Raw genomic sequence first — 16,971 nt, 5'->3', positions numbered from 1 at the left:
TTTTTAGCAAATGTATAATATTATTACATAATGTGGAATTAATAAACACTAATTTCCAAAATTATATCTCATTGTAAATCCTGCACGAATATTCGTAATCGGATACATAGTAGAAATAACTGCTTTAGAGAAAGAATGATCATAAAAGAAGATAGCAGTTAAGTTTTTACTTAACATATAATCTGCCGTTAATCTTAAAGACCACATATCCTGTCCTCCTCCAGATTGACTATTTCCATAATCCAAATATCTAACTACTGTTTCTCTTTTTGTTAATGTCAAATCTGCCTTGATATTGATATCACTTGAGATTCTTCCTCCCATACCTTGATTAGCATACATAGAGTTAAATCCAACATCTTTTACTCTATAACCTAAACCTAAAACGAAATCATTTCCATTAGTCTCCGTTAATAAATTATTGTCAAAGCTTAAAGAAAGCATTCTATCTTTTCGCATCTCTAAAGACATTCTAATAGATGATTTAGTCTCTGCATCAAATCGAACTAATGGATTAAACTGCTCATACATTGTAGCATTATTAACTACGTACTTAGAAGGATAATCTCCATACTTATTTATTGCATTTGGTGCTTTATAGTAATCTGTATTATAGCTGAAAGACCCCAAAGTATACGAAGCTCTATATCCATGATTAATAGAGAAATTTTTAAAATGCTCCTTAAACCAGTCAATCTTCATCAATCCTCTGTATTTTAAATTCCAGTTAGGTAATGGTATGTTTCTAAATAATCCTGTCGAAACCTTATTAGCATCTTTACCTTCATAAGCTGCGATAAAAGAAGGCAATAGTACAGCTTGACTTCCTTTACTATATCCAATTGGGAATCCTTCTCTATCTAGGTTAGCTGGATTAGTAATATCTATACCTCTCTCAGTTGCTAATCTATTTGCTACAATAATACGATTATCTAACATTCTATCGAAAGTAGCAGAATTCATTAAATCACTACTAGAGAAAGCTGTTTTAATCATTACAGTAGAAATACTAAAGTTCCCATAACTATACGGTGCTTGAGGCATATATTGACCATTCTCTACCACAAACTGTTCAGAGTAATTATCAGACTTCATTCTCTCAGCATAAAGGTCAATAGTCAAATCTGGAATAAGTACCACTGACGCATTAAGGTTTAATGTCTTATTACTGATAGTAGTGTATGGTTGATTCATCTCTGGAAACTCCGTTAAATAACCACTACGCGCTGCATTGTACCTAATATCCGCTTGGCTACCAAAGACAAATCCTAAATCCGGTTTACTAGTTCCAAAGAAACCAACACTTGGCAAGAACCCAGGCAACATCGTACCGCTATTCTCTGAATAATTAACCTGTATATTCTTAACAGAGGTCAATAGCCCTATGAAGAAATCCTTAGTCTTAATTGCGAATTCTGACGGTTCTCCTTTTTCTTTTTTAGCACTATCTTTTTTAGTATTTTCAGTTGATTGAACTACCTTTTGTCCTGGCACAATAGCTGCTTTTTTCGCTTTTGATTGAGTTTTCCTTCTATCATTACTTTTTACTAAACCTAAATAACGATAAAGGGTTTCCATACCAAAAGTTGTATTCAAGCGCTGTGTTCTAGCATTCTGAATAGTATTTCCTAAATTATAATTAACACCATCAATTTCAATATTAGAATATGCTTCAGAAGCACGTTGCCAGTTAAAACTACCAGTATATGCATAAGTAGACCTAATGAATGATAACAATGGAATTTTGTTCAATGGTAATTCATAATTCAATGTAAATTGTTGAGTAAACTGATTTGGTTCTCCTACATTAAAATAATCATCCCAAATAGTATTCGAATTATCCACAATACCATTTACACTATCATAATAATTTCGTACCACATTATTACTACCTCCAATATAACTTAAACGTAGAGACTTCGTCAAATCAAAGTTGAAACCATAATTATAATTAAAGAAATAATTTCTTCTATATAATGGATCTAAGCCGATACCCTCAACATCTAACAATCTATATTCCTGTCTATTATACTGACGCATAATATTAGAGCTAAAAGAGATATTAGTAGGCATATAATTAAAATTAAAATCTTTTAATAGAGCCCAATAACCACCCTGCATAAAACCAATATTCTTAAATGGCTCTACAGATTTTGTCTCGAAAGCATATGTATAATCTAATGAAGTTCTAACCTGTTGTTCCAACATAGATTCAATCTCAAAATCATGATGTCTTACTTCGTTATATGAATGTGACAATGTCACATTTTCTATGTCATAAATATGACTTTTTTGTTCTGGTCCTCTTTGTTTATTTACACCAATAAAGTTTATACTCTTACGTTTTGTATAATCAATAGCTCTCTTCTCAGCTTCTTCCGCTACTGCAGATGACTTCGCTCCTGCCTTAATATAGCTAAGTTTTAAATCTGGATTAACAGGATCATATTCAGGTGTAATAAACTCTTCACTTATCGCATAATTAAAAGGTAAGGTAATCCCCCACTTCTTAGGCAATAATTGTCCTAGATTAACATTAGTCATAATATTATACGATACACGATCTTCACGACTACGCTGTTGTGGCCCTTGTTCTAAACCTCCAAAACCTATTGTAGATTTCATACCTGTCATAGATATATTAGCAAAATCAGCTAGGTTTGCATCAACTGTCATTGTACCTGCCCAACCACCTTTATTATCCATATCCGACATGCGTAGCTCATCAAACCAGAACTCTCCTGATAGCTCTTCTGCACCAGGTGTAATATTTCTAACCCCAATCATCATCATTCTCACTTTTCCAAAGTTTGGGTTACCCTTAATACCTAGTTTAACTTTGTTAGGTTTATTTACAGCACCTGGATCTAAAATAGCTTCATCTACATAATATGTTTTTGTAGCATCAAAACCAGGTAAAGCAACCTCTCCCATTTTTAATAACTTCAATTTAGCTAATAAATCTAATTGAATATCTAGTTCATTTTCTTTAGGCCAAATATTATCAGGATTAGTTTCTCCTCCATTAGTTATTTTCAGAGGTATTTCTATTTCATAGAAGTTTTCTACAACGTCATTACCAATACGAATAAACGCAGCCATTTCATAATCTTGTAAACGTCTAGTACTCTCTCCACCTTCTAAAGATTCTCCGTGAATAAACATTCTCAGTTTTTTATACTGGCGCATGTCCACATTAAAACTCTTGAATACACCTCTTGCATCACCTTTAATTTGTGTGTCTGGAACACGTTTTAAATCTGTTACTTTCACTGATAAAGACTGCTCATTCTGATTGATCAGTGTATTATTCATGTACACTTGTTCTCTTCTTACACCAGGAGGTGTAACATAAGGAATAGGTTTACGATCATAATTATCTGTTAGGTTAACAGAAGTAACATCAACTTTTGTATTTGGGTACTTCTCTTCAGTATTACCGGATCCATCTTCGATTAAATTTCTAGTATATCTTTTCCAATCAGATCGCACTAAATTTAAAGTTCCAAAACGTAAAGTAACCTCTTTCTCAAAACCAGTTAGATACATACGCATAAAACGTATAGATCTAGTATCTTCAATAGGTCCTACTTTCTTCCCTTTGGTATCAATAGGTATTTTATATTGAATCCATCTAACATCAGATAGAGAACCATCAGGTAATTGAACTTTTGTCTGTCTTACATCAGTTACATAATTATCACCTACTGCTGCTCCAGGTTTAATATTCACTTTATACTCATAATACGCATTAATAGTATTCATCGTATTATCTCCATCAATATCCTCTGCATCAGGTTGGTTATTTCCAGCTCTACCTCCACCTGCTGGGCTATTATTTTCAGTTCCATTATAATCGCGATATCTCTCTAAGATACCACCACTAGCGTCAAGATAATGTATAAAGTTATCACCTGCAGGATCACTAAAACTAGCAAAGTCTTTAAAGAATAACTTCTCTTCTTCGTCATTTAATCCATCTAAACCGACGTCTTGTAACCTTCTATTTTCTGCATTATTATCAAATGCATAAACTAATGAAGGAGCTGAAGGCACCTTACCCCAGATAGTATTTATAGTTGTTACAGCATTTGCCCCAGTATCAGGCAATCCATTTTCGTACTGTTTATGTCCATCTCTTAATACATCTTCTGAAATAAACCCTAAGTTTAATCTCAATTCCCCTGTATTAATTTCAGAAGCTGTATCTCCAGTTTTACCAACATAAGGATCCATAACCCAAAACTCCACAAATTCAATATTAGCCTGCTCAAAGTTTGTTGTTGTCAATCCTCTCATGATACCTGCCCAGTTTCTTCTAGGCGTAAGTGATCTTGGATTAGTCAAGTAACTCTTATTAAAGTTATAAGGTCCCCTCTCTTCTGGGTAATAACTTAAGTCTAGAGTATTAATCACTCTACTCTCACCGTATGCTATATCTTTATTCGGGAATAATTCATCGCTATAAATTCTTCTTGTTCTATTTGAAGACAAATCAATGTCTGACACGCCAGCAGGTTTATTACCAACGTAAAAAGTAGGATCTATTGTATACCATGACATTTTAGATCGTCTAAAGCCATCTTCTAATGAATAAGCAGGTTCTTCTACTACTTCATAACTATTCTTTTCTACTTCGTTTAAACCATAAAATCCAACTGGTACACTTGATAATTTCCAAGACATAGGAGATTTAACATCAATTACAGATTGCATACCTTCAAAGTCATCTATATAAGAAGTAGCTTCTCCATTCATCTGATCTAATTTAGACGAACCTGGTTGTAAATATGCAAATTCACCTCTAACAGAAACCCTTGATTCTACATCTGTATCAATATTTGGTAATTTATTTACCATTCTAGTTAAGAAAGGAACCTCTGTTGAATACTGAGCGTTTAATCCCCATATCGTATTATTAACTGCTTCTTGGCCATAACCAGACTTATGCGTAAATGGACGTTCAGACATTTGTAAGAATGTACCTCCTACAATAAAATCTTTACTAAATTTATGCTCAACATGCATACCGAAGAAACGTTTAGTCTGTTGCCCAAACATTGTATTATTTTCAACAGATACCTCTATAGGAGTATTAGATGCTTTTAAACCTGGATCTAATATCATTACACGACCTCTACTATAGTCTACAGTATAATCAACCCCTTCAACTAGAACACGTCCTGCCGCTTTAACAACAACCGAACCTGGAGCTACATTAAAAGATCCAATAGGAATTCCTTCTCCCATTTGACTAGAAAACTTCCCTTTTAATTGGAACTTATTCTTCTCATTTTGATTTCTAAGTGCTTCTGTTTTCGTTGTACGATACATACTTCTAAATACGTACTTCGATTGATTTTTATTATAAGTCTCTGTACTATTATAATCTCCACCTAGAGAATTATCTGCTAATTGATTATAAAGATGTTCACCAAAAGGTTCTACAGTTGTAAAGATAATACGACCATAAGTCGGATCTATTGTAATACCTTCAAAAGTGTTACTATTGTATTGGTTATTGTTATTACCATATCCACCATTATTACCATAACCGCCGTTGTTATTACCATATCCATTCCCAAAACCTCCATTGTTCCCATAACCTCCATTATTGTTATTACCATATCCCCCATTACTTCCATAACCATTGTTATTTCCGTATCCATTATTCATATTACCAGCATTATTTGGATCATATGTATTTTGCATTCCTCTATTTGGTAAGAAGTCAAAGAATCCATCACCTCCTTGTTGAGGGTCATTTGTATAATTCAGTCTATCTAAGTGGAATACTTTTAATAATGGAGTACGTTCCACTCCTTCTGGTAATGGTTTCCCATCTACTGAACTAATATAATTTAATGGACTAGGATCTGTATAAAGGATATTAAAACGGAACTTGTCTTGTGAAATATACATACCATTAGGTATCTGATAAATGTTTTTCATCATCAGTTTCCACACAGGCTCTCCTACTAAAGTCAAATTACTCTTCAACATTTTTAATATCAAAGATTGACTACGAGGTACTTCCGGATTATTCTCATCCGTTCCTGGAGGAAGAACAGTCATCCCTCCATCCGTACCAAATTCACCAACTTGGTATATTTTATCACCTATAGAATATTGAAATGCAACCGCTAATACTTCATCATTAGATAACTTCTGATTCAAAGAAATATAACCTAATTGAGGATGAAATGTAAACTCATTTGCATTTAATTTACGTGCTCCTTCTAATCTCACGAAGTCTCTACCTTCCTGCATAGGAATTGTAAATCCAGATGCACCAGAACTATTTAATCTAATTGCTGACGTTAAATAATTACTACCTATTTGACCTGGATCAAACTTATTATTAGCATTATCAGGATATGCATTAGGTATACCGTTTAGTGTAAAAAAATCTGGACTTGCTTTAGAAACAACATCCGTATCTGGTTTACCATTTTTATTACGTCCTTCCCCTAAATCTTGAAGAGCTATAATATTACGCGAATTATTACCTGCTTGATTTACACGACCATAACGATTAGTAATCCAAACCTCTACACGAGTTATACGAACTCGACTTTTTATAAATGGATATTTCTCTAAAGATTCATCGTAATTATTTCTAAAGAATTGAGATAAAAAATAGTGTCTATCTTCGTCGTAATCTAATGCGAACAACTCAAACTCCTCTAAAGTACCTCCTCCATCAGCTCTAATAGATGTAGTTTGTGATTTTTGTTCAGAGAACACTCCTGTAATAGTTGTTCTTCCAAATTGTAATTCTGTTTTCACCCCAAACAAGCTTTGTGCACCTCTAACTAAAGATCCACTAATTGGCATACTTACGTTTCCCACCTCTACCTTGCGAACTATATCATCCTCATCAGGAGCAAATGATAACTTCATCATATTTTGGAAATTAAACGTAGCTTGAGTATCGTAATTAATATTTACTGCTAATCGTGTACCTACCATACCTTGTAATCCCATACTAATACGTTGATTAAAATCAAACGCCATATTCTTACGATTACGAGTAGACATGATAGGATTATCTTGTTTGCTATATCTTATTCCCATATCAAACTCTACAGATCCTGTAGGTTTAACATCAATTGTATTCGATCCAAAAATAGTGCTGAATAGTTTAGAATTAACGTAATAACGAGGCAACATATCCCTTGTTACTTCCTCATTTTCTTCACGCCCATGCATCACATTAAACCTCTGTAAGAAATACTTACGAAGCTCAGCACGCATAATTAATTCTTCAAATTCTTTTCGAGTTAATATAAGAGGAAAGTTAACATTAAAACCGTCAAAAGTCTTCGTGAAATAATAACTATCAGTATAAGGATCATAAGAATACGCCTCCTTAATTAGGCTAGGATCAGGTATAACAATTTTCCCAATATCATATTGAGTTTTAAGTGTATCAACTGGTTGCTCTGTTAAATTCTGAGCACACAAAACCTGTGTACTTAGTAACAAAGTAATCAGCCAAAAAAAAAGTGACTTAGATATAGGAAATTGCTCCTTCAAAATTTATAAATTTTTTAAAGCTTGTTTAATTATAAACTCTACTGAAGCATCTGGTGTTTGTTTGATAATCTTATCTACAACCTTTTCAGCTGATTTACGAACAAAACCTAATACCTCTAAAGCTGATAACGCTTCATCTGCATTTGTATTGTTAATAACAGGAGAAACTTCATCAATATTATATAATTTTAGAACCTTTTCTTGTAAATCAAGAATAACACGTTGAGCCGTTTTTGCTCCTATTCCTTTGACAGATTGAATTGTCTTAACATCACTAGAACCTATAGCTTGTAGTAAATCTTTTGGAGCTATAGAAGACAACATATTACGTGCTGTATTACCACCAATACCTGAAACAGATATTAGCAATTTAAAAAGTTCACGTTCTATTTTATCTATAAATCCGAACAAGGTATGTCCGTCTTCTTTTATTTGTAGGTAAGTATATAATCTCAAATTTTCTGAGGAACCAATTTGAGAAAAAGTATGCAGGGAAATATGGATAAGATATCCTACTCCCCCGCAATCTATTACCACTTCTGTGGCTGTTTTTTCTACTAGGCGTCCTTGAATATGTGCTATCATTTTTATATTGTATTTTACTTCAAAAATAACAATAAATATTAACTAATTAATAACAAATAATCAGTCTGATAAGTACTATTCAGAATACCAGTAATTTATTTCTTTTTACGGTGTTCACGTACTTGTGCATCCACTACAGCTACAGCTGTCATATTAACCATTTCATCAACACTAGCACCTAGTTGGAATACGTGAACAGCTTTATCTAACCCCAAAATAATTGGACCTATAGAAGTTGCTTTATTCAATTCTTTCAACATTTTGTAAGTGATATTTGCTGAATCTAGGTTAGGGAAGATAAGCGTATTCACTTTTTTATCCACTAACTTAGAGAATGGGAATTTACTCTTCAACATTTCGCTATTTAAAGCAAAATCGATTTGAATCTCTCCATCCACTACCATATCAGGATATTGTTCGTGTAAGATACGAACAGCTTCTTTCATCTTAGTTGGTGAAGCATTAGGTGCTGAACCAAAGTTAGCATAAGAAAGCATCGCTACAGCAGGTTCCATACCAAACATACGTACCGTTTTTTCTGTCATAACAGCGATTTTTGCTAAATCTTCTGCAGTAGGATCTGGGTTAATAGCTGTATCCGCTAAGAACATAGGTCCTCTTTTTGTCATCATTAGGTTAGTTGTAGCCACTCTACTTACTCCTTGTGCTTTAGGGATTAACTCTAGAATAGGCTTCACTACATTTGGATAACTTCTAGAGTATCCTGTTAACATAGCATCAGCTTGTCCTTCGTTAATCAACATAGAAGCGAAATAGTTGCGCTCTAACATTAATTTACCTGCTTCGTATAAAGTAACACCTTTGCGCTTTCTAGTTTCCCAATAAGCGTTTGCAAAAGCTGCTCTTCTTTCTTTTTGTTCTTCTGCTTTAGGATCTATAATTTCAACGTCAGCAGTAAACTCAATCTCTTTCTTAAGTTCGATAATAGTTTCTTTATCTCCTAATAAAATCGGAGTAACCATACCTTCTTCATAAGCAATCTGAGCTGCCTTTAATACGTCTAAATGATCTGCTTCAGCATACACAACACGTTTCGGTTCAGTTTTAGCACGGTTAATCAACATACGTACTAATTTATTATCTGACCCCATTCTTTCCTCTAATGATGCCTTATACTCTTCCCAATCAGTAATTGGAGCAAGTGAAATTCCTGAATCCATAGCAGCTTTAGCCACAGCAGGAGGAACTACAGAAATCAATCTAGGATCAAAAGGTTTTGGAATAATATACTCTCTACCGAAAGTGAATTTAGTTTCACCATAAGCAATGTTCACTTGCTCAGGCACTGGTTCTTTAGCCAATTTAGCTAACGCTACAACAGCAGCCATCTTCATTTCTTCATTAATTTTAGTTGCACGTACATCTAACGCACCTCTAAAGATAAATGGGAAACCTAAAACATTATTTACTTGGTTAGGAAAATCTGAACGTCCAGTAGCCATAATAATGTCCTTACGAGTAGCTACAGCAAGGTTATAATCAATTTCAGGTCTTGGATTAGCCATCGCAAACACGATAGGATTATCAGCCATACCTAAAAGCATTTCTGGTTTTAAAACGTCAGCAGTTGAAAGACCGATAAATACATCAGTTCCTTTTAATGCATCTTCTAAAGAAATATCAGTATCAACGGCAAATTCTCTTTGCATATCAGAAATACGTGAATCGTCTTTCTTTAATACTCCCTTGCTATTAAACATCTTAATATTAGATTGTTTAACACCAAAAGCAACATATAACTTAGCACATGCGATAGCTGCAGAACCTGCACCAGATACTACCATAGTAATATCTTCCATCTTTTTACCAGCTAATTCTACAGCATTTAGTAATGCCGCAGCCGAAATAATAGCAGTACCGTGTTGGTCATCGTGCATTACAGGAATATCTAACTCTTCTTTTAAACGTCTTTCGATTTCAAAAGATTCAGGAGCTTTAATATCTTCTAAGTTAATACCTCCAAAAGTTGGAGCAATATTTTTTACAGTTTCGATAAACTTATCTACATCTGTAGTATCTACCTCAATATCGAAAACATCAATATCAGCAAAGATTTTAAATAGAAGACCTTTACCTTCCATTACAGGTTTAGAAGCCTCTGGTCCGATATCTCCTAATCCTAATACTGCTGTACCGTTAGAGATAACAGCTACTAAATTACCTTTTGCTGTGTATTTATATACATTATTTACATCGCTTGCAATTTCTAAACATGGCTCTGCCACTCCTGGTGAATATGCTAAAGCTAAATCTCTTTGTGATGAATACTTCTTCGTAGGGACTACTTGAATTTTACCAGGCGTTGGTTCTGCGTGGTATTTTAGTGCCTCTCTACGTAAACTATCTTTATTCATAAATTTACATTTAATGTGACGAACAAAGATAACCTTTTTGTAGTATAATTCGGATTTACTAAATTCACTCCCCTAAAAATTGCATATTTCTCAACAAGCCCTCGTATTTAGTCCTCTTTATTGCGGATTTTTTAAAGATTTCATTAAAAGTTTCTTTCGTAAGTTCCTTCCATTCCCTCTCACTAAACTGTATTAACTCATTATTAGGAATAAATCTAGCCTCTTTATGGGGTGAAGAGAACCTATTCCAAGGACAAACATCTTGACAAACATCACATCCAAACATCCAATTATCTAACTTTCCACTAAACTCTTCTGGAATATCATCTTTGAGTTCTATAGTTAAGTAAGAGATACACTTACTACCATTCACTATATGAGCACTTTCTATAGCACCAGTAGGGCAAGCATCTATACATTTAGTACATGTACCACAATGATCTGTTGTTGGACCATCCTCTTCTAATTCCAAATCAATGATTAATTCAGCTATAAAGAAAAATGAACCACTTTTTCTATTGATTAAATTATTGTTTTTACCAACCCAACCCAATCCAGATTTTGCAGCCCACGCTTTATCTAAAACAGGAGCAGAATCAACAAATACACGTCCATCCACAGCACCAATCTCATCATTAATAAAAGCTAACAATTCTTTTAATTTATCTTTAATAACATAATGATAATCTTCCCCATAAGCATATTTAGATATCTTATAATTGTCATCTACTTGTCTTTCTTCAGGATAATAATTTAGCGTCAAAGAAACTACACTTTTAGCTCCTTCTACTAACAGACGAGGATCAAGACGCTTATCAAAATGATTCTCCATATAAGACATCTCTCCGTGCATTTGATTATTAAGCCATCGCTCTAAACGAGGGGCTTCTGTCTCAAGAAAGGTTGCTTTAGATATTCCACAAGACGAAAAACCAAGGCGTTTGGCCTCGGTTTTTATCATTGTAGTATATTTATTTTTATTCTCTATCATGTAAATCTAATATAAGCTCCTAACTACATATCAAACAAACCACCTTGAACATTACTCTTTTCACGTCCCAAATGTTTATATGCTTTCTCAGTAGCTTCTCTTCCACGAGGAGTTCTTAATATAAATCCCTCTTGTATCAGATAAGGTTCATACACTTCTTCTATAGTTTCACCATTTTCAGACACAGCTGTAGCTAATGTTGATAATCCTACAGGACCACCTTTAAACTTATCAATAATAGTACTAAGAATCTTGTTATCCATCTCATCTAGTCCAAAAGAATCCACATTCAATGAATTCAATGCATATTTAGAAATTTCAATATCAATACTACCATTCCCCTTTATTTGAGCAAAATCACGTACACGACGCAGCAGAGCATTAGCTATACGAGGAGTTCCTCTACTTCTACCTGCTATCTCTATAGCTGCTTCTAAATCAATATGTACACCTAATATCGAAGCACTACGCTCAATAATAGTAGCTAATAATTCCTTATTATAGTATTGTAATCTACTTTGTATCCCGAAACGAGCACGCATAGGAGAAGTTAGTAATCCAGAACGCGTTGTTGCCCCCACTAAAGTAAAAGGATTCAGATGTATTTGAACAGTACGTGCATTAGGCCCAGACTCAATCATAATATCAATCTTAAAATCCTCCATAGCAGAATACAGATATTCTTCAACAATAGGACTTAATCTATGTATCTCATCTATAAACAAAACATCTCTCTCTTCTAAATTTGTTAATAAACCAGCCAAATCACCAGGTTTATCTAATACAGGTCCAGAAGTAATCTTAATCCCAACATCTAACTCATTAGCTAAGATATTAGCTAAAGTTGTCTTTCCAAGTCCTGGAGGTCCATGAAACAAAGTATGATCTAAAGCTTCACCTCTTAGATTAGCAGCTTCAACGAAGATCTTTAAGTTCTCTAACACTTGATCTTGTCCCGCAAAATCGTCAAACGACAAGGGACGTAACTTCTTCTCTACATCTAACTCTTCAGAAGAATAATGCTTATTTGTTGGGTTTAAATTCTCATTCATACTACAAATATAATCCAAAATTTACTGTCTTACATAAACAAAAAAAGCCATCCTCGCGGATGGCTTTTACATATCTAATAAAAATTATCTATTAGTGGTGTAATTGCTCTTCACCTTCAACGTAAGGCATATTTTGAGGAGCAAAGTCGTCTGGTAATCCAGGTTTACTGTAGTCATAAGGCCATCTGTAAACAACTGGTAATTCTCCAGGCCAGTTACCGTGGATGTGCTCAACTGGTGTAGTCCACTCAAGTGAGTTACTTCTCCATGGGTTTTGAGTAGCTTTCTTACCATAGAAAATACTGTAGAAGAAGTTCCATAAGAACACTAATTGGAACGCTGCTCCAACTAAAGCAAATACAGTAATTAATACGTTTACATCATAGAACTCATCAAATAATGGGAATGCAGTATTTGAGTAGTAACGACGTGGTAAACCAGCTAATCCGATGAAGTGCATTGGGAAGAATACTCCGTAAGCACAAACTGCAGTTACCCAGAAGTGGATATAACCTAAGTTTTTGTTCATCATACGTCCAAACATTTTAGGGAACCAGTGGTAGATACCAGCAAACATTCCGTAAAGAGCAGAAATACCCATTACTAAGTGGAAGTGAGCAATAACGAAATATGTATCGTGAACGTTGATATCTAGTGTTGAATCTCCTAAAATAATCCCTGTTAAACCTCCTGTAATAAACGTAGATACGAATCCGATACAGAATAACATTGATGGGTTCATTTGGATATTACCACTCCAAATTGTAGTGATATAGTTGAACGCTTTTACAGCAGATGGAATTGCAATTAACAACGTAGTAAATGTAAATACAGATCCTAAGAATGGGTTCATACCAGATACGAACATGTGGTGTCCCCAAACAATTGTTGATAAGAAAGCAATACCTAAGATAGAAGCGATCATCGCACGGTAACCAAAGATTGGTTTACGAGCGTTACAAGCAATAATTTCTGACGTAATACCCATCGCTGGTAAGATTACGATATAAACCTCAGGGTGACCTAAGAACCAGAATAAGTGCTCATATAATACAGGTGATCCACCTTGGTAATGTAATACCTCTCCTGCTAAATAGATATCAGATAAGAAGAATGATGTTCCAAAACTTCTATCGAATAATAATAATAAAGCAGCTGATAATAATACAGGGAAAGATACGATACCAATAACAGCTGTAGTAAATAAAGCCCATACTGTTAAAGGTAATCTTGTCATAGACATCCCTTTTGTTCTTAAGTTAATAACTGTAGCAACATAGTTTAATGATCCCATTAATGAAGATGCAATAAAGATTGCCATAGATACTAACCATAATGTCATACCCATTCCTGATCCAGGAATAGCTTTTGGTAATGCACTTAAAGGAGGATATACAGTCCATCCTGAAGATGCAGGTCCACCTTCTACGAATAATGAAATAATCATTAATACTGCAGAGATGAAGAATAACCAGTAAGACAACATGTTTAAGAATCCTGAAGCCATATCACGTGCTCCAATTTGCAATGGAATAAGTAAGTTCGAGAACGTACCACTTAAACCAGCAGTTAAAACGAAGAATACCATGATAGTACCGTGCATAGTTACTAATGCAAGGTAGGCATCGTTTTTCATAACTCCATCAGGAGCCATTTTATCACCTAATAACCATTTGAATACTGTAAAAGATTCTTCTGGCCAAGCAATTTGCATTCTGAATAAAAGAGACATTACAATCCCAACGATTCCCATAACAATACCTGTGATCAGGTATTGTTTAGCAATCATTTTGTGGTCTAAACTAAACACATATTTAGTAAAGAAGTTCCCTTTATCGTGATGATCATGATCATGTGAATGATCGTGATTGTTTTCGTGTCCTTCTACTGACATAGTATAGATTGATTTTAATATGTGAGTTTTACTTTACTACTTGAGCGATAGCTTCAGTTGCAACTGAATCAGTTACAGCTGGAACCTCTTGTACAGCAGGAGCAGGTGCGTTAGCAGCTTTCTCAGCCATAACTTGCTCTTTTAATGTAGGAAGTTCTTTTAACCAAGCATTGAATTCTTCAGGAGTTTCAACTACAACTTTCATTTGCATGTTATAGTGAGAAGCTCCACAAATTTTATTACATAATAATAAGTAATCAAATGTATATGGATCTAAAGCTTCTTCTCCTTTAGCGATTAACTCTTTACTTCTATCAGCTCTAATCTCGTTGATATTACTAACTTTCTTAATAATCCCCTCTTTTGCTCTCATCTCATCTGTTGTAAGAGTTGGAACGAATGCAAATTGAGTTACCATACCAGGAACACAGTTCATTTGTGCTCTAAAGTGAGGTAAGTAAGCTGAGTGAAGTACATCTTGAGAACGGAATTTCAATACAACTTTTTTACCTTTTGGCAAGTGTAATTCTTTTGCCATTTTATCATCGGCAGCATTAGGATCTGACATATCAACTCCTACTAAATTTACTCCCTCGATAAAACGAACGTTTGCTTTACCTAAAGTGTTATCTGTTCCTGAGTAACGAACATCCCATCCAAATTGTTTAGCGTAAACTTCAACAATAAGAACGTCTTCTTCTTCATCAACGAACATAATATCATTCCAAGCAAATAATCCGTAAAGAATTAAACCTGATAATGTAATTACTGGAATAATTGTCCAAAGAGCCTCTAACTTATCATTATCTGAAAAGAAGCGAGCTTTTCTACCCTTAACTCCACGACCTTGGAATGCAAAGTAGTGTAATAAGAATTGAGTAAAAATTTGAACAATAAAGATTAACCCCATTGAGATCCACATCAAATTGTCTACCTCTTTTCCGTGCTCTGACGCAGGGTTATCCATCAAAGGAAAACTTCCATACTCTACTAAACAGAAGATAGTGAAGATATAGATGAATCCTAAGAAAGCGAAAGTCAAATAACCATTGATGTTATTATCTTTCTCATTAGCGATCTCTGTAGAGATATCATCAGGATGAGAACCAACTTGAGTCAAGTCGAAAATCTTTGTTAATTGCCATACAGCAACTCCCAACAATACCACTGCAGCTAATATTAATAAACTTGTCATTTGTTTATTTTTAAATATTAATAGTGAAAATGTTTACTCTCTTCAATTAATGGATTATTCTTAGCTAATAACGGTGCTTTAGCAATTGCACTAAATCCAACATAGATAAATAATCCGATGAAGAACATAAGTGATGCAATTTCAGGAACACCAATAAACCAAGAACCACCAACTGTACCAGGAGCAATCATCATAAAGAAGTCAATATAGTGACCTGCGATGATACATGTTCCTGCCATTACCACAATCCAAGTTAAACGTTTGAAATCTGTATTGATCAATAACAATAAAGGCAATAAGAAATTCAACACTAACATTCCGAAGAATGGTAAGTTATACTCTTGAATTCTAAAGATGAAGTAAGTAACCTCCTCTGGAATATTAGAGTACCATTGTAACATAAATTGTGAGAACCAAAGATAAGTCCAGAATATACTTAATCCAAACATAAATTTAGCTAAATCGTGGATATGACTTGTATTAACATACTCTAAATATCCTTTGTTTTTTAAGTATAAAGTTACGAATGCAATAACAGTAATTGCAGTTACAAAGAAACTTGCAAATACATACCATCCAAACAATGTACTGTACCAGTGTGTGTCAATTGACATAATCCAATCCCATGATGCCATAGACTCAGTTACGATAAAGAAAACTAAAAAAGCAGCAGAAGCTTTGAAGATTTTTTTGTAGTAAGTTAAATCACCACTAGCATCTAAAGCTAAAGATTGTTTACGAGCATACATTCTGTAGAAATTCCAACCAGCTAAGTAAATAACCGCTCTAATTAAGAAGAAAGGAACATTTAAATAACCAGACTTACCAGCAATTAAATGATCTGCTTCTACAACTGCAGGATCTGCCCATATAAATAAATGATTACCTCCCATTACCGAAACTACTAAGATCACAAAGAAAATAATAGAACCTGGTAACACATAAGCAGATAATCCTTCCATTATTCTGAATAATACTGGAGACCATCCAGCACTTGCTGCGTTGTTAATAGCGTAGAATACTAAGATACCTACTGATACTAACATCACAAATATACAACCTACGTATAAAGCTGTCCAAGGTTTGTTTTTTAACTGTCCATATACGTGTTCAGCATGATGATCATGATCAGCTGAATCTGCTACAGAATGATCTGCTGCAGTCACGTGATGCTCACCACCGTCATGATGAGCTTGCTCAGTTAAGATCTGCTTTACTTCAGCAATATCTTTTGGCGCACTGAAGAAACCATATGCAATCCCTACAAGTCCAAGAACCATAAGAACGATTGCAAAAGTCTTCAAATTTTTTGAAAATGTGTACATATCTAAACTTTCAAA

The 16,971-nt window shown here is 34.3% G+C and carries 8 protein-coding genes; all 8 read right to left on the bottom strand.

Features of this window, described 5'->3' with window-relative positions:
- Positions 1-48 precede the first annotated feature (48 nt).
- Complete coding sequence (sov, locus tag BMX53_RS06710; protein ID WP_074745247.1) at positions 49-7,539, bottom strand: T9SS outer membrane translocon Sov/SprA; 7,491 nt, start codon at positions 7,537-7,539, stop codon at positions 49-51.
- A 3-nt stretch (positions 7,540-7,542) separates the two neighbouring features.
- Positions 7,543-8,124, bottom strand: a complete 582-nt coding sequence (gene ruvA / locus BMX53_RS06705) for a Holliday junction branch migration protein RuvA (RefSeq protein ID WP_038984333.1) — start codon at positions 8,122-8,124, stop codon at positions 7,543-7,545.
- 95 nt (positions 8,125-8,219) lie between these two features.
- Positions 8,220-10,499, bottom strand: a complete 2,280-nt coding sequence (locus BMX53_RS06700; protein ID WP_074745245.1) for an NADP-dependent malic enzyme — start codon at positions 10,497-10,499, stop codon at positions 8,220-8,222.
- A 64-nt stretch (positions 10,500-10,563) separates the two neighbouring features.
- A complete protein-coding gene (queG, locus tag BMX53_RS06695; RefSeq protein ID WP_074745243.1) occupies positions 10,564-11,490 on the bottom strand; it encodes a tRNA epoxyqueuosine(34) reductase QueG in 927 nt (308 codons plus the stop codon).
- Between the two features lie 23 nt (positions 11,491-11,513).
- Positions 11,514-12,542 carry a Holliday junction branch migration DNA helicase RuvB gene (gene ruvB / locus BMX53_RS06690; RefSeq protein ID WP_038984336.1) on the bottom strand — a complete coding sequence of 343 codons (1,029 nt, stop codon included), beginning with the start codon at positions 12,540-12,542 and terminating at the stop codon, positions 11,514-11,516.
- Between the two features lie 91 nt (positions 12,543-12,633).
- Positions 12,634-14,436 carry a cytochrome c oxidase subunit I gene (locus BMX53_RS06685; RefSeq protein WP_038984337.1) on the bottom strand — a complete coding sequence of 601 codons (1,803 nt, stop codon included), beginning with the start codon at positions 14,434-14,436 and terminating at the stop codon, positions 12,634-12,636.
- A gap of 28 nt (positions 14,437-14,464) precedes the next feature.
- Positions 14,465-15,631 (bottom strand): cytochrome c oxidase subunit II, encoded by a 1,167-nt coding sequence (locus tag BMX53_RS06680; RefSeq protein ID WP_038984338.1) that lies wholly within the window; start codon positions 15,629-15,631, stop codon positions 14,465-14,467.
- Positions 15,632-15,648: 17 nt separating this feature from the next.
- The gene (locus BMX53_RS06675) at positions 15,649-16,956 is read right to left on the bottom strand and encodes a TroA family protein (protein WP_074745241.1); all 1,308 of its coding nucleotides are present in this window, start codon (positions 16,954-16,956) and stop codon (positions 15,649-15,651) included.
- Positions 16,957-16,971 lie beyond the last annotated feature (15 nt).

It is taken from the genome of Myroides marinus, from assembly GCF_900109075.1.
GTDB lineage: Bacteria > Bacteroidota > Bacteroidia > Flavobacteriales > Flavobacteriaceae > Flavobacterium > Flavobacterium marinum_A.
Note: the sequence above shows the minus strand (reverse complement) of the source record. Positions and strands in the feature narration are given on the sequence as shown.